14 protein-coding genes are annotated in these 18,880 nt (G+C 39.0%); 4 read left to right on the forward strand and 10 right to left on the reverse strand.

The window, feature by feature from the left end; translation table 11 throughout:
- Positions 1-4 precede the first annotated feature (4 nt).
- The 6 genes from BLR27_RS16900 to BLR27_RS16925 are packed head-to-tail and all read right to left on the reverse strand — an operon-like array spanning position 5 to position 6,447.
- The gene (locus BLR27_RS16900) at positions 5-691 is read right to left on the reverse strand and encodes an acyltransferase (protein ID WP_090706852.1); all 687 of its coding nucleotides are present in this window, start codon (positions 689-691) and stop codon (positions 5-7) included.
- Between the two features lie 41 nt (positions 692-732).
- Positions 733-1,830: a glycosyltransferase family 4 protein gene (locus BLR27_RS16905; RefSeq protein ID WP_090706853.1), complete on the reverse strand. Its 1,098-nt coding sequence runs from the start codon at positions 1,828-1,830 to the stop codon at positions 733-735.
- Positions 1,827-3,206, reverse strand: coding sequence for an O-antigen ligase family protein (locus BLR27_RS16910; protein ID WP_090706855.1), 1,380 nt, complete (start codon positions 3,204-3,206; stop codon positions 1,827-1,829). Before BLR27_RS16910 ends, BLR27_RS16905 begins: the two co-directional genes overlap by 4 nt.
- A 56-nt stretch (positions 3,207-3,262) precedes the next feature.
- On the reverse strand, positions 3,263-4,255 hold the full coding sequence (locus BLR27_RS16915; RefSeq protein WP_090706857.1) for an NAD-dependent epimerase/dehydratase family protein: 993 nt from the start codon (positions 4,253-4,255) through the stop codon (positions 3,263-3,265).
- An 11-nt stretch (positions 4,256-4,266) separates the two neighbouring features.
- Entirely contained in the window at positions 4,267-5,178 is a 912-nt protein-coding gene (locus tag BLR27_RS16920; RefSeq protein WP_090706859.1) for a glycosyltransferase family 2 protein, read from the reverse strand.
- 6 nt (positions 5,179-5,184) lie between these two features.
- Positions 5,185-6,447: an oligosaccharide flippase family protein gene (locus BLR27_RS16925; RefSeq protein WP_407641212.1), complete on the reverse strand. Its 1,263-nt coding sequence runs from the start codon at positions 6,445-6,447 to the stop codon at positions 5,185-5,187.
- Positions 6,448-6,576: 129 nt separating this feature from the next.
- On the opposite strand from BLR27_RS16925, the gene BLR27_RS16930 reads away from it, so the two are divergent.
- Positions 6,577-8,178 (forward strand): gliding motility protein RemB, encoded by a 1,602-nt coding sequence (locus BLR27_RS16930; protein WP_090706862.1) that lies wholly within the window; start codon positions 6,577-6,579, stop codon positions 8,176-8,178.
- A 14-nt stretch (positions 8,179-8,192) separates the two neighbouring features.
- Here BLR27_RS16930 and BLR27_RS16935 read toward each other — a convergent pair whose 3' ends face one another.
- Both BLR27_RS16935 and dxs read right to left on the reverse strand, forming a co-directional pair.
- A complete protein-coding gene (locus BLR27_RS16935) occupies positions 8,193-9,164 on the reverse strand; it encodes a methyltransferase domain-containing protein (protein ID WP_090706864.1) in 972 nt (323 codons plus the stop codon).
- Between the two features lie 39 nt (positions 9,165-9,203).
- Positions 9,204-11,132, reverse strand: coding sequence for a 1-deoxy-D-xylulose-5-phosphate synthase (gene dxs, locus BLR27_RS16940; RefSeq protein WP_090706866.1), 1,929 nt, complete (start codon positions 11,130-11,132; stop codon positions 9,204-9,206).
- Positions 11,133-11,334: 202 nt separating this feature from the next.
- Between dxs and BLR27_RS16945 the strand changes: the two genes are divergently transcribed.
- The 3 genes from BLR27_RS16945 (at position 11,335) to BLR27_RS16955 (ending at position 16,594) form a co-directional block, all read left to right on the forward strand.
- On the forward strand, positions 11,335-12,108 hold the full coding sequence (locus BLR27_RS16945; protein ID WP_317040501.1) for a segregation and condensation protein A: 774 nt from the start codon (positions 11,335-11,337) through the stop codon (positions 12,106-12,108).
- Positions 12,109-12,169: 61 nt separating this feature from the next.
- The gene (glyA, locus tag BLR27_RS16950) at positions 12,170-13,444 is read left to right on the forward strand and encodes a serine hydroxymethyltransferase (protein WP_090706871.1); all 1,275 of its coding nucleotides are present in this window, start codon (positions 12,170-12,172) and stop codon (positions 13,442-13,444) included.
- 18 nt (positions 13,445-13,462) lie between these two features.
- The gene (locus BLR27_RS16955) at positions 13,463-16,594 is read left to right on the forward strand and encodes a PAS domain S-box protein (RefSeq protein ID WP_090706873.1); all 3,132 of its coding nucleotides are present in this window, start codon (positions 13,463-13,465) and stop codon (positions 16,592-16,594) included.
- Positions 16,595-16,801: 207 nt separating this feature from the next.
- Here the strand turns inward: BLR27_RS16955 and BLR27_RS16960 are convergent, their stop codons facing one another.
- The gene (locus BLR27_RS16960; protein WP_090706876.1) at positions 16,802-17,500 is read right to left on the reverse strand and encodes a ComF family protein; all 699 of its coding nucleotides are present in this window, start codon (positions 17,498-17,500) and stop codon (positions 16,802-16,804) included.
- A 153-nt stretch (positions 17,501-17,653) separates the two neighbouring features.
- Positions 17,654-18,697 (reverse strand): 23S rRNA (adenine(2503)-C(2))-methyltransferase RlmN, encoded by a 1,044-nt coding sequence (gene rlmN / locus BLR27_RS16965; RefSeq protein WP_090706874.1) that lies wholly within the window; start codon positions 18,695-18,697, stop codon positions 17,654-17,656.
- Positions 18,698-18,880: the final 183 nt, after the last annotated feature.

The raw sequence follows: 18,880 nt of genomic DNA on the forward strand, positions 1-18,880 counted from the left end.
GCGCTTAGTTCCTGGTCTTTACTACTCTGGCAGGAACGCCTGCAACCACGCTAAATGCAGGAACATCTTTTGTGACAACGCTCCCGGAAGCTATTACGCAACCCTCGCCGATGGTTACTCCAGCCAGGATTATAACATTTGACGCAATCCAGCAATCATCATTTATCTTCACAAAGCTTCTTTCAACACCCTGTTCCCTGATAGGGACCTTAAGGTTATCGAAATGATGGTTTTCAGCAAAAATCCCAACCCTTGGCCCCATGATAACGTTATTGCCAATTTCAATAAAGCCAGAACAGCCTATATAAGCGAAGGGGCCAATACTGGAATTATTACCGATGCGCAAGCCTTCGCCAATTGCGCCGCCGTATGCATTACTGGGACGGATTATAGAGTTTTTACCTATAGTAACCCTATTGCCTGCAATAATTCCCTGATGGGATTTGCAGTTTATTTCTGCATAATCTTCAACAATGAAATCCCGGCCTGTTTCAAGGTAGTGGGAATATCTTATCGAAACGCCTCTGCCGATAAGTACCATGCCTTTGGAGCTTTTAAAGAATATACGTTTTACCAAGCCCCTTATGAAGAATATTGACATGGTCCACAAAGTGATCACAATGTCTCTTTTACTCCAATCTCCTGAAAACCGTTCTTTAATAAAGCCGGCCTGTATGTGAACAAATTTCATTTGGCGAAATTTAACAATAATTCTTGAACCGCGAAGGGGGATTAACGCGCAGCTTCTTTAAAAAGACTTATTAACTCAGTAGATGCTGTTTTCCAGTTAAAAAGAGCGAGCCGGGCACTACCCTTTAAGATCAAGGTTTTGGCCAGGTCCGGGTTATCAAGAAGATTTTCCAGTTTAAATTTAATATCTTCTGCATCATAAGGATTGAACGTTAAAACAGCATCTCCTCCCACCTCGGGCAAACAAGAGTTATTTGCAACCAGGACAGGGATCTTAGCCCTGAATGCTTCGAGCACAGGAATTCCGAACCCTTCATTTAGTGAGGGGAAAACATATGCTATTGCATCTTTATAGTAAAGACTGAGTTCTTCATCAGTAACGTAGCCAGGAAAAAGTACGCGGCCTTCAAGCTGATGCTTTGAAATATAACTCATTATCGCATTTTTATCATCAATCGTTGTTTTGGGGCTGAACTGGCCAATCAAGATTAATTTTAATTCAGGATATTTCGGAACCAATAAATGGTAAGCTTTTATTAAGTTGACGATGTTCTTACGGATCTCCATCGTACCAACGTGCAGCAAGTATGAGCCATACTTTTCTTTTGGACGAAAAGTATTTTTACCCGGACTGAAAGTTTTTGGACCCTCATAGATCACCCTGATTTTCTGATCAGGAATTCCTGATAGCTCTGATAATCTCGCTTTTGTATAATTTGTTGGAGTTACTACGGCGAAGGCCCTTTTTGCTGCGCTCACACCTATTGTTCTAAATAAATAAAGCCACAGCTTATTATAATGGTCGGGGTATTCATAAAAAAAAGCGTCATGAAAAACGGTAACAGTTTTATAGCGCAGATGAATATAAGGCACAAAATAATCAGTGCAGAAAACAATATCACATCTATCGATCAGCAATTTAACTGGGAGCTGAACCTGTTTCCATATAAAATAGCGGATGTGCTCTATCAGCTTAAGGGCTTTATTCCGGCCGGTATAAACGGGTATTCCAGCGTCGTAGAATATAAATTCGATGTGAGGGTCGCGGTACGTCTTAAATTCGCGAACTAACTCCTCAAGGTAGGTCTTCGCCCCCGATTTGGCAATTCTCAAATCTCTTACGTCAACACCTACCTTCATTTAATTAATGCGTTATTCTTTTCAGCAACAACCATCTTTTGTGATAGGACATTAATGAAAAGCCCTGATAAGAACCAAATAAAATAGCTGGTATAGGTATACGATTCAAAATCCGAGGTCATAAGCGGAATAATACTCCCAATCTTCAAAAGAAAAACAGTAATAGCTAGTTTTCGTTCCTTACCGCTAAGCCTGTTTATCCATTTTAAAGGAAACGCTATTAGCATTACCTGTAGAGTTAAATAGATGAGGAAGCCGATGACACCTACCTGGACGCCGATAATGATAAACTGATTCTCGCCGCCAACATTTAGTCCTAATGCATTCGAGACCTTACCCGAACTCCCCAAACCAAGGCCGAATGGATTAGCCATCATTGACTCAATTCCAGCAAGCCACTCTATTACGTGTCCTATGCTGGACCCGTTTTCAAATGTGATTGTATCCACAACGAAATCGTAGACGTCCTCATTTTGCAGAAAATATATAAAATATAGAACCACTGCGGCAAATCCAAAATAGTAGAAATTTAGAATTGACTTTTTGTTTGTTACAAATGCGTATACATAAATAATAAAGAAATAGCTCACCAGCGACGCACGTGAAAGTGCAAAGAAAATTGAGATCTGCGACGCGGCTAAAGCTATTTTGCCGAACATGTCGAGTTTAATTTCATTTTTATCATTCGTGTAAAGGCCGGCAATCAATGCCAGGGCGAGCAGTGTAGCCGCAGCGTGCTCAAGTGGGTTTGAAAAGAAGCTGGCGAATCGCTTAAACCCGCTGGCTTCAAAGGTCCAGGTCAGCCCGTAATTACCACTAGGTTCCTGATCATACATATAGAAATTATATTCCGCATAACCTGATATCGTTTGAAAGTGCTGCCCAAGTAAGCCTTCACCCATTGTCACTATCGCAGCCGCTATCGTAATAAGTAAAGCATATTTAAAGTTTTTACTTAGATAGAAATCTTTAAGATTAAACAGCCTTCCCGCTGAATACACAAACGGAAAGAACGACATGCTTTTCAGAGCAGACACGCGTTCTCCAAAACTGAATCCTCCCAGCGGCAAAAATACGTATAAGCAGCTAAGCGTGAAGAAAATAAGCACGGCGTAATCCACCGGATGCATTATAAAAGGTTGCCTGAAATCCCAGATCAGTGCTACCAGGACCAAAAGGATTAGAATCTCCTTTAGGGGTTGAAAAAAAACGATCATATCCTGCAGCCCCAGTACAAAAAGTACGGAAAGAGTTACAGAGTAAATGGAGAGGCCAAAAATAACAAAAAGCAGTAGCCCTTGTTTCCGGCCATTGATTACTTCTTTAAAAGAAAACAGGAAAGCCAGGAGATAGGTTATCGGGAAGATGATCAGCATGGGGATTCCTGTAATGTTGATAGCCAGTTAATTACATCAGGCTAAATATAGAGATATTATTTCCAGAACTGATAGATGCCTTTTTCCAGTTCATATGAAATCCATTCCTGGCGAGGCCTTTTCGGTTGTAGTTTTGCCCATTCCCACATTTTATGAAGGCCGTTCTCCAGAGTAGTTATGTCTTTGTATCCAAGGATATCTACGGATTTTTTGTACGTCGGAAAGGCGTGCTTCACCTCATGACGAGGCTCCAGGAACTGAATTTCGGCTCCTCCAACGATCTTTGAAAGAATCTCGGCGGCTTCGTGTATACTTATTTCTTTAGTGCCTCCAAGATTAATGATCTGTTTTGAGCTTTGTTCACTTGTTGCAGCAATCCATAGCGGCAATAAACAATCATCCATATAAGAAAACGCCCGTTGCTGTTTGCCGTCGCCATAAATTGTGAACGGCTTATCATTTAATTTTTGAAACATCCAGATGCCCAGGACATTTCTGTATCGATCCCAAATATTCTGGTTGTCTCCATAAACATTATGCGGCCTTATGATACACCAATCTAAGCCATGCTGATTCCCTGCGATCTGGATATCCATCTCACATGCGTATTTGGCAACACCATACGGATCTATAGGTGATTGCAGGTCATTCTCGTCGAATGGTGGATTACCATTACCATAAACCGCCATGCTTGAGGTGAATATTAAGCGAGTAACGCCAAATTCGATACATTTATTAATCACATTTGCCGTAGCAACCAGATTGTTCGTGTAATTGTATTGCCGTATGAATGGACTCAATCCTTCAGCAGCATAAGCAGCGAAATGATAAACATACTCTATATTGTAGATTTCAAAAACATGAGTAAGATTATCTTTTGAAAGATCAGCCTGATAAAAGTGTACTCCTTCAGGCACATTCTCCAGATATCCTCCGCTTAGATTGTCAATGCCGATAATGGAGTATTCAGGTTGGTTGATCAATATCCATCTGGCCATTCTTGATCCCAGTAATCCGGCAATCCCCGTAATAAGTATACTTTTATTCATTTGGTAGAATTCTATGTTAATGGTTGCAAAAGTCCATCTTTAATCCCATTTAATACTGCAACCAATTTTTTAAATCTAAATCTGAGCGCAAAGTAAATGATAATGCCTGTGTTACGCAAACAATTATAAAGGAATATAACAGGAAACAGATACCATGGTGTGTATTTTTTCAATAGCCAGATGCGATTCCTGCTGCTGAGGTAATGAACAATGGGATTTAATTGACCCTCGCGACCTATTGCTTTATTCTTGTTAGCCATCCCTGCAATGTGATATACGATACTTAGTGGATGATAAACAAGCTTATATCCCAAGGCTTTGATTCTAAAAGAAAGGTCAACATCTTCGTAATAAATAAAAAATTTCTCAGTCAGCAGGCCAGTTTCTCTCAGGATGTTGTTCCTTGTCAAAAATGCACAGCCGGTTATCCAGTCAACTGTTCTGATAATTTCATCCTTAGGGTTAGAAGGCTTATTATATCCCCTGGTATATGTGTACCCCAGGAGTTTGTTGTATCCTGATCCCGCGTTCCATATCAGCTTTCGGTCGTGATGAAAAAAAATTCGGGGTTGGATTGCTCCAACTTCAGGATGCGTATTGAGAAAATCAACGAGAGGGCCAAGAAAATCTGGTTCAACAAACGTGTCATTATTCAGTAACATGGAATAGGTATACCCGTTTTCAAGGGAATACCGGAGGCCCAGGTTATTGCCGCCAGTAAATCCGGTGTTAATCTCAGATTTGATAAGAATAATATTCTCGTTCTCAGATTTAAGCTTGTCCCCCGATCCGTCAGCCGATCCGTTATCGACTACTATGATGTCGGCGTTGGGATATTCAATTTTGCCCAAGGACTTTATGCAATCATTAGTCAAGTGAAAACTATTCCAGTTTATCAGGATGATAGCAACCTTCTCATTCATAGTGTTTTAATAGCGACTATCTCCGTATTTGTCCATACTAAGTCTTTTTGTATAATAAATTAAAGCCAGGCCTTCCATTACAGCTGCATAAATACCCACAAGGAATATGTGCATGCTGTAAATCGCAAAGCCACTCAAACAAAGGCTTGTGATCAATAGCAAAAGACCAATTTTTAAAATTTGTTTGTTTTGATTAGAAATAAGCAGGTGAAGGATATTTAAGGCATTAAGAGCTGCCAAAAGCGGGCTGAAGCTCATTAGCCTCAGAAATAAAACAGCCGTTTGATTGTCTTCTCCTGTATAGATTCTAACGATTATTGGGGCAAATATTAGAAATGCAAGGGATAACATACCAAAACATAAGGCGAGTAATTTATTGTATCTCTCCTTCATATTAATAAAACTCTGCTTGCTTTCGTTGTAAACCAGAGCAGCCCGGGGATATATAGCGCTGCTAATAGAAATGATCAGAAGCCGTACGGACCAGATTATTTTATCGCCTACGGAATAGGCAGTTAACCAGCCCGCGCTTCCCCATCTGTAAATTGCAAAAACCATAAGCGATTGCTGGAGATGAACCGAAACACCATTGCTTACAAGATAAAAATTGCTTTTGAGCAATTCCGTGTAATTCAGTAGCCTGATTCTTAAAGGGAGGCCGAATTTTACCGAAGCATAAATAATAAGAAAGAAATATCCAAATATATGGATTACGCCAATAAATAAATTAACCCTCTCCGCATCTCCGGGCCCATTAATAAAGAAAATGACGGATAGAATAACCGCCAGTTTTATAGACATGTTAATAATGTTAAACATAATAAGCCGTTCAATCCCTATGTACAGGAATAAGGGGTTGATAACTTCGGCGAACATAAGGGGGACGGCAAGAAAAAAATAAGAATAGTTATGAATATTCATCGAATTCCCCACTAGCATCGCTATAGCAAAAAAGACAAATATTAAAGCTCTTACTACTAAAACATTATAAAATTCGATGGCCCTTTGCTCTTTATCATCTTTCGCAAGAGCAATATCTTTTATACCTGATTGGTTCGTTCCATAGTTAATAATTATTCCTATTAACATAGCAAACTGATTGGCGACGATGAACATTCCGTATGCTTCGCCAATCTTTCTGTTTAAAATAGGATGAAGGAGAATAAGCAACAGTATATTGGATACACTTATACTGCTTAAATTTAAAAAACTTGAAAATATACTGTTATTTCCTACCCTTTTAACAATGCTTAGAATCTGGAATTTCAAAATATTTGCCGGGCTTAAAAAATTAGAATAACTTCGGGTCGGATTTTAACCAAGCCTTGTCTTTACGAAACAAATATAAAACAATGCCGTTCTAAGTTTTTAATTTTGTTTTGAAATGTAACCTGACGTATGATTCTTAAGCGACTTACCCTTCTTCTTTCATTCATTACTACCTGCTCATTCGCTCAGACACCCAATCAAATTCAGCCGTATACGTATTCTCAATATCAGAAACTATATAAAAGCACATATGATGTTAAAACCAGGTCTCATACATCCCTGCTTCCATATTTTAAAGAAGATAGCCTGACATATATTCTGCATGACTCCTTATTAAGATATGGTGTTGATACGAATAAAAAGAAATTCATTCCCCGCAAATTATTCAATGAGCATCTTATAGATGTTAAAAAAGAAGATTTTACTGCATACGCTGATTTTTTACCTGATTTTACTGTTGGAAGGGATTTTAAAACCGGGAAAAATCTATGGCTTAATACGCGCGGGTTCCAGATCGGCGGTACAGTAGGAGATAAATTTTCATTTTACACAAGCGGATATGAGAATCAAGCCGTTTTTGCAGATTATCTCGAGCGCTACATAAATACCAATGAAGTTGTACCTGGACAGGCATATGACAGATCTTTTGGTAAACGGACGAAAGACTGGTCGTATGTAAGTGCAAATATATCTTATACGCCTGTTAAGTATCTGAATATTCAACTGGGGCAGGATAAAACATTTATTGGAGATGGGTACCGGTCTTTACTACTCTCTGACTATGCATCCAATTATCCGTTTTTAAAGCTAACGGCCAATCTCGGCAATGTGCAGTATATGAGTATGTGGTCTTATATGAGTGATCCCAGGGCTAATCGTTTTTCCTATGATACCGGTTATCGGAAGAAATGGGGAATTTTCCATTATCTGGACTGGAATGTTACTGACCGACTATCACTGGGATTTTTTGATTCAATCATTTTATCTGATCGGGATGATCAGGGAAATAAACGCGGATTTGATTTTTCCTACGTAAGCCCAATTGTATTTTTGCGACCCGTCGAAGCCTCAAATGGATCGCCTGACAATGCCCTTATCGGTTTTACTGCAAAATATGAGCTGTTGAAGTGGCTAACCGTATATGGCCAATTTTCACTGGATGAATTTGAAGCTGATAACTTTTTCGCCGGGGAAGGCAGTTCAAGGAATAAGTTTGGGTATCAGATCGGCGTGAAAGGATTTAACCTTTTAAAAATTGAAAATCTCAACTTTTTAGTTGAATTTAATTCAGTTAGACCATATACCTATACCGGTAGAGCTCCAATTATCAATTATGCACATTTCAATGAGCCATTAGCCCATCCCATGGGTGCGAACTTTAATGAGCTGCTGGGTATTTTGTCATACTCATGGAAAAGGTTTGATTTTGAACAGGAACTCGTTTACGCCCGCTATGGCCTGGATGGTGGCCTTATTAATTACGGGAAGGATATCTACCGATCGTGGCTGTATCCTGCACAGTTGACAGGGAATTTTATTGGACAGGGGATTAAAACTAATTTTTATTTTTCAAATACACGCGCCTCATTCCTGATAAACCCTAAATATAATCTCAGGCTTGAAACGGAGCTTACCCTAAGAAGAGAAAGTAACGCGCAGATCATTAGGAATAATTCTATTATTTCCTTTGGATTAAGAAGTTCATTCAGGAATCTCTACAAAGACTTTTAAATTTTTGTCTGTTTCTACTTCTCTGATGAATATCTGAACCCCCGATAGGAGGCAAGCAGTTCCTTATCGCTTAGTAAATATCCTTCCTCCTTCTTTCCGAGAAAGTACAAGCCGCTCGCTGCGTCTATACTCCCCTTGGTTTTATTGAGGATAAGATCAAAATATTTTACCCAGAAGAACAAGAAAGTCCCGCCGTAGCTAAGGATGCGGTCAACTTTCTTACTATTTGCAAAGCTGGTTAAAAAATACTTTAAAGACCATGTAAGCGCGGAGCCTGCTCCAGCGACCAGCCCGCTTTGTACTTCCCTGAAATTTCTGAACATCCTTCGGTGGCCTAAGTCAGTAAATCGTAAAAAATCATATTTTCCGCCATGCACTTGCTGCATGAAGGGCGTTTCAGCATATATAAGGCCACTATTTTTCAGTACACGATGCATTTCACGAACGCATTGAAAAGGATCCAGGACATGTTCTAAAACTGCCTGGGCAATAATCAGATCAAAACTTTCGCTGGCAAATGGAATCTCATGTGCATCGCAAATAACCGTTGTATTAGGGCCATAAGAAACATCGGTTTCAACAAGGAGGTCACCTTCTTTAAGCACCTTCTTGAGATGTTTAATTCCGACTCCGTCAACGCTGCCTCCCAAAATTAAGATCCGTATATGGCCGGAGCTTTGCAGTATTTTCGAGATAGTTAAATAATTTTTTTCACTAACATTATTAAAGGTGACATCAGGCTGGATGTCTTTAAGAAAACGGATTAAGGGATTAGAATAGGTTTTAAAAAATATGTCGCCTTTAGTTTCAAAATCCTTCTGCTCAAAAAGATCATTTTTGGGGTTGATTAAAATAGGGATCCCATTAAAAACCGGATAAGCCGAACGACAGCTTTCATCTATACATGTATATAAATCCACTGCCTTCGTCAATGATTTTTTACAGGCGGGGCAAACAATGATTTGCTCTAAAGCAGAATGGTCCATTTGAAATTATTCAGGGATTGATGAAGATAGATTTACTTGTCAGGATGCGATAGTCTTGGTAGCCCTGCTTACCGCGAATTTATTAACGGTCTTCACAATTCCCAGGGCATCATATCCGCATTCAGCCCATAATTCAGGTTGTTCACCATGTTCGATAACCTGATCAGGAATTCCAAGTCTGACAACGGTCGATGAATAATTATTATCAGCCATAAATTCCAGAACTGCAGTACCCATACCACCCTGAAGACAACCATCTTCAACCGTTACGACATACTTGTATTTTTTGAAAACCATGTGAAGTAATTCCTCATCAATAGGTTTTACAAAACGCATATCATAATGTGCAGGGTGAATTCCCTCCGTATTTAACTCAGTGCAGGCTTTTACGGCCTCGTTGCCGATATGGCCGATAGTAAGAATGGCAATATCTTCACCTTCGCAGATCGTTCTGCTTTTTCCAACTTCAATTGCTTTAAGCGGGCGTCGCCATTCTGGCATAACTCCATTTCCTCTGGGATAACGGATGCTAAATGGTCCCATATTTTCCTGCTGAGCAGTGAACATCAAGTTTCTCAGCTCTTCTTCGTTCATCGGAGCTGAAACGACCATGTTAGGAATACAACGCATGTAGGCAAGGTCATAGGCGCCATGATGAGTTGGCCCGTCAGAACCTGCAAATCCTGCACGGTCAAGGCAGAAAACAACATTTAATTTTTGTATGGCTACATCATGAATTACCTGATCATAAGCCCTTTGCATAAATGTTGAATAGATATTACAAAAGGGAACCATGCCGCGTGTTGCAAGCCCGGCCGAAAAAGTAACTGCATGCTGCTCAGCAATACCAACATCGAAAGCACGATCCGGCATAGCTTTCATCATGATGTTTAAGGAAGAACCTGAAGGCATGGCAGGAGTGATCCCCATGATCTTCGAATTTTTTTCAGCCAGTTCAACCAGAGTATGACCAAAAACATCCTGATATTTTGGAGCCGCAGGTTTATCTGTTAAAGTTTTTTGAATTTCGCCGGTAATTTTGTCGAAAAGCCCCGGTGAATGCCATTTTGTTTGATCTTTTTCTGCTAATGAATAGCCTTTGCCTTTTACTGTCACACAATGTAACAGTTTCGGTCCCGGAATATTCTTTAAGTCATTTAGTACTTTTGCAAGATGTTTTACGTCATGCCCGTCAATAGGGCCAAAATATCTGAATTTAAGTGCTTCAAAAAAGTTGCTCTTTTTTAACAGACCACCTTTAATGCTTTTTTCAATCTTCTTGACAACTTCATGGGCGTTTGGACCTAGTTCAGATATCTTTGATAACACATGAGAAATATCATCCCTGAAACGGTTATAGGATTTTGATGTTGTTATATCTGTAAGGTATTCTTTTAATGCACCAACATTCGGGTCGATAGACATGCAGTTATCGTTCAGGATAACCAGGATGTTTGAATTTTCGATTCCTGCATGATTCAGTGCTTCAAATGCCATTCCGCCTGTCATTGCTCCATCGCCAATTACAGCAACATGTTGCCTATCCTTTTCACCTTTATAATTGGAGGCTACAGCCATCCCTAAAGCAGCTGAAATTGAGGTAGATGAATGACCAACTCCAAAGGTGTCGTATTCACTTTCGGATCGTTTTGGAAAGCCACTCAGTCCTTTATATATTCTGTTTGTATGGAATGAAGCTCTTCTGCCAGTTAAAATTTTATGTCCGTAAGCCTGATGCCCAACATCCCATACCAATTGGTCATATGGAGTATTAAGAGCATAATGAAGTGCTACTGTTAATTCAACTACACCCAGGCTGGAGCCGAAATGTCCGCCATTTACCGAAACAGTATCAACAATAAACTGCCTAAGTTCTGAACATATACGTTCAAGATCCTCCTCTTTAAACTTTCTCAAGTCTGAAGGATAATTGATCTGTTTCAGAAATTCGCCCGCCTTAACTTCCATGTAGGATTATAATATTTTGATGTGCAAAAATAACTTATTTGTCAATAAGTTGTAGGTTATAAGTTGTAAGTTATACGTAGTAAGTTATTCGTTATACGTAGTAAGTAGTTAAATAAGGACAGTTTGTATTAAACAGTTAAATACAATGGATTCGGTGTCAGCTTATATCTAATATGTCATAACTGGATTCAAATTCTTATTTTTGGATATACGTATGGTTTCCACAGATGGTTTTGAGATACGGCTTCCACAGTTTGAAGGCCCATTTGATCTGCTTTTATTCTTTATTGAAAGAGATGAGCTGGATATTCAGGATGTTCCAATTGCCCGAATAACTGATGATTTTCTTGATTACCTGCATCAGATGAGTTCATTGAACATTGAGGTAGCCAGCGAATTTATTTTCGTTGCAGCCACTTTGATGCGCATAAAGGCCAAAATGCTCCTGCCACGGCCTGATCTGGATGATGAAGGTAATGAAATAGATCTGAAACGTGATCTGATTCAGAAGCTCATTGAATATAAAAAATTTAAGGAAGTAGCTGAGCAGCTCAGAGAATTTGAAGCTGAGCGGTTTAAGCAGGACAAGCGGGGAAATATTGCAGCTGAGCTTCAGCAAATTGCTCTTATTGCTGAGCCCGGAGAGGAACTTGAATCTTTTGATCTTTATAAACTTATGCTTACTTATCACAAAGTTTTTCAAAGGAGTTTAAACAGGGATATTAAACAGGAGCATATTGTTGAACAGTACCCTTATCATATCGAAACTCAGAAGAAGGTAATAGATCAGCTCCTGTCGATAAATAAAAGGCTGGATTTCAAGTCTTTATTGTCAAACTCTGAAAACAAAGTTCATTTTGTTTATAATTTTTTAGCAATGCTTGAAATGCTGCAGCAGGATCTGATTTCTATACAAACCGGATTAGGATATAATAATTTTTGGATTGAATCTAAAATCAGTTCAATCAATTCTTAATTTGTATTTTTACACTTCGTTTTATTAATATATTATACAACCCAAACACTTTATACCATCCATGAAGAGAGATAAACTTATATTCAGCCTGATAGATGAGGAGCAGGAGCGCCAGGAAACCGGTCTTGAATTAATAGCATCAGAGAATTTTGTAAGCAAGCAGGTTATGGAAGCTGCAGGCTCAGTGCTAACCAATAAATATGCAGAAGGCTTACCCGGTAAGAGGTATTACGGAGGTTGCGAAGTTGTTGATGAGGTTGAAAATATTGCCATTGAACGTGCAAAACAATTATTTAACGCAAGCTGGGCTAATGTGCAGCCTCATTCTGGTGCACAGGCAAATGCTGCCGTGCTGCTTGCATTGCTTAACGCTGGAGACAAAATATTAGGATTTGATCTTTCGCATGGCGGTCACCTGACACATGGTTCTCCTGTAAATTTTTCAGGTAAATTATACAAGCCCCATTTTTATGGTGTAGATCGCGAAAGCGGACTAATTGACTATAAAAAATTGGAGGAAGTTGCATTGAAGGAGAAGCCTAAAGTTATTATTTGTGGTGCATCTGCTTATTCGCGTGATTGGGATTATAAATTCATTAGGTCTGTTGCAGATCAGATCGGTGCTTTGGTGATGGCGGATATTTCTCATCCTGCCGGACTGATTGCACGGGGTTTGTTAAACGATCCGCTTCCGTATTGTCATGTGGTAACTACTACAACTCATAAAACACTGAGAGGCCCAAGGGGTGGAATGATCATGTTGGGACAGGATTTTGAAAATCCAATGGGACAGAAAACTCCAAAAGGTGAATTAAGGATGATGTCTTCCGTATTGGATATGGCAGTTTTCCCGGGTACACAGGGTGGCCCTTTGGAGCATATAATTGCTGCAAAAGCAATCGCATTCGGAGAGGCTTTGAGTGACGATTATATGAAATATATTATACAGGTTAAGAAAAATGCAGAAGCAATGGCTGCAGCCTTCGTTAGCCGCGGTTACCAGTTGATTTCTGGTGGAACCGATAATCATATGATGCTTATTGATCTTAGAAATAAAAATATTACCGGAAAGGATGCAGAAAATGCATTAGGTGAGGCGGCTATTACTGTTAATAAGAACATGGTTCCTTTCGATGATAAATCACCATTTGTTACTTCTGGCATAAGAGTTGGTACTGCAGCAGTAAGTACCAGGGGACTTAAGGAAAAGCATATGGAAAAAATCGTTGATCTAATTGATGAGGTCATCACAAATCCTGAAAGCGCATCCAATGCAAAAAAAGTGAGTAAGAAGGTCAATGAGATGATGGAAAAGCATCCTTTATATACTAAATAGATTATTTTTTTTTAAAATATGAATCAAATCGTTGTGGGCAGTGAAAATGAAAATTTTCGATTAAATACTCTTAATGATTCCCAGATAATGGAATTGTTACCAAAGGGTGAATATGAGTCCATAACCAGATTGGCTTGTTATATATGTAATAAGCCCAATTCTAAAATAAGCATAATAGATTCTGGACATCTATCTATTAGGTCAATAAAAGGAACGAACCCGGAAGGTGCGCCTCTACTGGATTCGTTCTGTCAATTTACCATTCGGGGGAAAGGGATTCTTGAGATAAAGGATGCGCTGGAAGATTCGCGTTCATCCCGGCTAACCTGTGTTTCAGGAGACAAAAAATTACGTTTTTATGCTGGTGTCCCCCTGATTTGTCCTGATGGTGGTGTTCTGGGAGTATTAAGCGTTACCGATACTGTTCCGGGGGAATTGGATCACATGCAAAAGGATGCTTTAAGTATCCTTGCACAAGGTATTGTTTCTCATCTTGAATCAAGGCGAAAAAATATAGCGCTAAAAGATCTGATACTTAAGTATGAAGATATCAGTACCATGTTCAACAGTTCTGCAGAGCTCCATTGTATTTTAGACCGTAGCGGAAAGATCCAGTTGATGAATACCGTGGTCGAAAGATTGCTTGGATATACACCTGAAGAGGTGGTCGGTCGACCGATCTGGGATTTCTTCTTTGAAGAAGACATGTATGCCATGGTACCGATCATAGAAAAGGGTCTGGCTAGTGGGAAAAAAGGTTTTGAGCTTGAAGGAAGAATAAAATTAAAGAACGGCTCTACCAAATGGATGGGCTGGTCTATTTCTGTTAAAAATGAAAAGTGGTTTGCCAATGGCCGTGATATCACTGATCAGAAGAAAATGGTTGGAGAGCTTGAACAGCTGTCTCTGGTTGCGAGCAAAATTAATAACGGCGTTGTTATCTGTGATGAAAAAAGCCGTGTACTTTGGGTAAATGATGCTACTAAAACAATTACAGGTTACGGAATTTCGGATCTGAAAGGTCGTAAATTGGGGGATGTTATAAAAGGCAAAGAAACTGATCTGAAAGTGATCAGGCAGGCCAGAGAATTTACAAAAAACAAAAAGCCTTTTTCAGTTGACCTGCTTGCTTACAAAAAGGATGGTAGTCCAATATGGTTGTCGATACTTAATTCTGTTTTATTAGATAAGAATGGAAAGATCGAGAAGGAAGTAGAAGTAATTATTGACATTACTGCCAGGAAAAAAACTGAGCAGGAGCTTGAGATTCTTTCAACTGTTGCGAGTAAATCTTCAAGTGGAATTGTAATCAGGGATGGTAATGGCAAGGTGACCTGGATTAATAAGGCTCTGGAAAATATGCTTGGATACAAATTCAGCGAGTTAGTAGGCAAGCGTCTGGGGGATGTTCTTGTTGGTAAGCTAACAGATACACAGTCGCTAGAAGTTGCTGAAAATGCTTTAAATGAAAAAAAATCTTACAATATCGACTTACGGCTTTACAAAAAAGACGGTTCAGAAATTTGGGTGAATGCATCTACAACTCCAATTCTGAACGACAAGGATGATATTGAGCGACAGGTAGAGATAATCATTGATATTACTGAACGCAAGCATGTAGAGGAACAACTTACTCTTCTATCGCTGGTTGCCAGTAAGACAGTAAATGGTGTAGCAATAAGCAGCAGTGATGGTAAGATTAAATGGGTAAATCAATCGCTTGAAGATTTAACAGGGTATACTCTTGAAGATTTCAAAAATACACGTCCAGGGGATCTTCTGGCAGGCGAAGGTACTGACCGTGCCCTACTTAATTCAGCCAGGGGAAAAGCAATAAACTGCATTCCATCTTATATAGAATTATTAAGTTACAAAAAAGACGGCACACCGATTTGGTTAGCCATTTCGAATACCCCAACGTTTAATAAGGATGGAAGCCTTGATCAGCAGGTTGAAATTATCAATGATATCTCAGAAAGGAAACTTGCAGAGCAGGAATTGATCAAAACTCGTGAAGAAGCACTACAGCTTAGCAAAGCGAAGGAAACTTTTCTTTCGGTTATGAGTCATGAAATCAGGACACCTCTAAATGCAGTTATCGGGATGTCTCATATTCTTATGGATGACAACCCTACGGAATCGCAAATTGAAAATTTGAAAATTTTGGGATTTTCTGCACAAAATCTGCTCAATTTAATTAACGATGTACTGGATTTCACAAAGATAGAAACCGGTAATATGGTGCTTGAAAGTGTTAATGTGAATCTAAAGGATCTGGTATCACAGACATTGAACTCACTTCAGTTTAGAACTGCGGAAAAGGCAGTTATTTTAAAGTCAGAAATTGACCATAGAATTCCTACGTATGTAATGGGGGATAATACCCGTTTATATCAGATACTAATTAATCTGTTGGGTAACTCAATTAAATTTACAGAAAAGGGTGAAGTAAAATTAAAGGTTGATCTCTTTGAAGAGAATAAAAAGTCTGTTAAAGTGCGTTTTGAGATCAGGGATACGGGAATAGGAATCGCACCAGATAAAATTGATTATATTTTTCAATCGTATGCCCAGGCTGATACAGATACAACACGTAAATATGGTGGCACAGGACTTGGATTAGCAATTACTAAAAGTCTTTTGGAGCTACATAATTCTCAGATCCTTGTTGAGAGTGAACTTGGAAAGGGCTCGGTATTTAGTTTTATAATAGAATTTAATCGTTCAGTGCAATCTAATATGCAAGTAGAAAACAAAACCCAAATTCAACCCTTATCTGGTAATATTTTAGTTGTTGATGATAATGAAATCAATCGTTTGCTTGCGAGCAAAGTACTGGCTAAATGGGGTGTTCAGGTTGATTTTGCGGAGAATGGACAAATTGCCCTGGAAAAAACACAGATGAATAATTATGATTTGATCCTTATGGATCTTCATATGCCGGTTATGGATGGAATGGAGGCTTCAAAAGCCATTAGGAAGCTGGGAGGACATCATTCAAGGGTGCCTATAATTGCCTTAACAGCTTCTTTATTTGCGCATGAACTGGAAACTATTAGTGAATGTGGAATGGATGGCTTTGTGATCAAGCCTTTTGTTCCTATTGATCTTTATAATAAGATCAAAACATTTCTTAGTGTTAAAGACTAATAAATAAAAAAGGAAAGCTGCTATCCATAAAGAATTGCAGCTTTCCAATTTAATTAACGCTCTCATACATTTTTACGTTAAGAGTGAATTTAGGTTTCAATCATTTTTTATTGAAACTATTGATTCAGGTTTTGCCTTTGCTTAGCCATTACTCCGGGCTTGAGATTAACCATCAGGAATGCCTTTTCAAAACGAGATTTTTATAACTTACTCAGCATAAGCTATTGTACAGATACTGATCTCTGCTCCTTCAATTTCCAATAGCTTGATACTGCATGCTTCAAGTGTTGCTCCGGTAGTCATTACATCATCTACCAGCATAATATGTTTATGAATGAATTCTGCCCTATCTTTTATAGAAAATGCATTTATTAGATTTTCGTATCTCGCATAACGTGATTTTTTTGTTTGAGTTTCAGTATTTTCATGACGAATTAAATTATTAGTACTCACCGGGATGTTCAAGAACACTGACATACCGTTTGCGATACATTCACTTTGATTGTAGCCCCGTTTTCTGAACTTTGCAGGGTGGAGAGGTACTGGAATAATCAGATCTGCTCTTTTAAAATGCTCTGATCTTTTTAGCTCATATGCATAAAGCTCACCCAAACGAATACCTGTTTCCGTGTTTTTTTTGTATTTCAGCTGATGCATTAAATTTTGTATTCTGTTCCCTTTACGGAAGTATAGAAATGCAATGGTTTGCACAAATGGAAATCTGCCCCAAAGTTGCCTGGCCATTTTATTTTCAGGGTCGCAATGAAAGTTAGTCTGGGGAAGGTGGTAAATACAATTGGTGCAGATAACCCGCTCATTTCTGTACAGGCTCCGGCCACAGGCAGCACAAAGTTCCGGAAAGAACAGAGCGATCAGATCATTGAAATAGCTTAATAACTTTTTCATGATCATAAGTTAAAGATCTCAACTGCTTTTTTCAGAGTACTGTAGTGGATTTTTGAGTTAGCGGTAATTAAAAGCTATTATGACCTAAGTAATCCTGATCAAAGTCATTCTGATGCAAGTGTCATTCTGACGAAAGTCAGAATCAGAACAGAATCAGGATTTTACCGCCAATTGTCCACACGCAGCATCTATATCTTTTCCGCGGCTTCTTCTGATATTGGTATTAATACCGCTTTTTCTCAGGTGTGCAGCAAAAGCCTCGATCTTGTCGATACCGGCATTCTCAAAGTCGGCAAAGCTAATAGGGTTATACTCAATGATGTTCACCTTACATGGGATATGTTTGCAAAATTTAACAAGCTCTTCCGCATCTGTAAGGTTATCATTGAATTCATTGAAGACAATGTATTCGTAGGTAACCGCGCTTTTTGTTTTCGAGTAAAAATATTTCAGAGCATCTGCCAATGCTTTTAATGAATTTTGCTCATTGATAGGCATGATCGTATTACGTTTCTCGTCATTGGCAGCATGAAGAGAAAGTGCCAGATTGAACTTTACTTCATCATCTCCCAGTTTTTTGATCATTTTTGCAATCCCAGCAGTTGAAACGGTTATTCGCTTCGAGGCCATATTCAGACCATCTTTTGCTGTGATCCGCTCAATCGACTTGAGCACATTCGCATAGTTCAAAAGTGGCTCACCCATACCCATGTATACAATATTGCTTAATGGGATCTGATAGTTTTCTTTTGCCTGCTTATCGATCAGAACTACCTGGTCATAGATCTCATCTGCATTCAAATTACGTTTACGATCCATATAGCCGGTGGCGCAAAACTTACAGGTCAGACTGCAGCCAACCTGCGAACTTACACAAGCCGTCATACGGTCGGTAGCCGGAATTAATACGCCCTCAATGATGTTATTATCAAAAAGCATGAAGGTGCTTTTGATGGTTTTATCAGAACTGAACTGCGACTGGTGTACTTTAACATTATTGATGCTGAAAGTTTCCTTTAATTTCTCTCTAAGGGATTTGGAGAGATTGCTCATTTCCTCAAAATCAGTACATGATTTTTCCCATAACCATTCATAAACCTGCTTAGCCCTGAAGGCCGGTTCAGCAATAGAAATGAAATGCTCCTTTAGCTTATCGGGTGATAAACTGCGTATGTCTGTTTTTTGAGTAGGTTGCATTATTTGCAAAAATACTATTTTTTTTGCCTTTTGCCGTTGAGGTTTTCGTTACAATAGTGCAGGGCAGACAAATCGGTATATTACACCTCGTCATTTCCTTTGGTCAATGAAAGAATATTTATTAGCTATTACTATTGTTGAAATGGGGGGTCCGGGGGGTGTTAATAAACTAAAATCTTTGTG

Origin of the sequence: Daejeonella rubra (assembly GCF_900103545.1) — a bacterium.
Taxonomy (GTDB): Bacteria; Bacteroidota; Bacteroidia; order Sphingobacteriales; family Sphingobacteriaceae; genus Daejeonella; species Daejeonella rubra.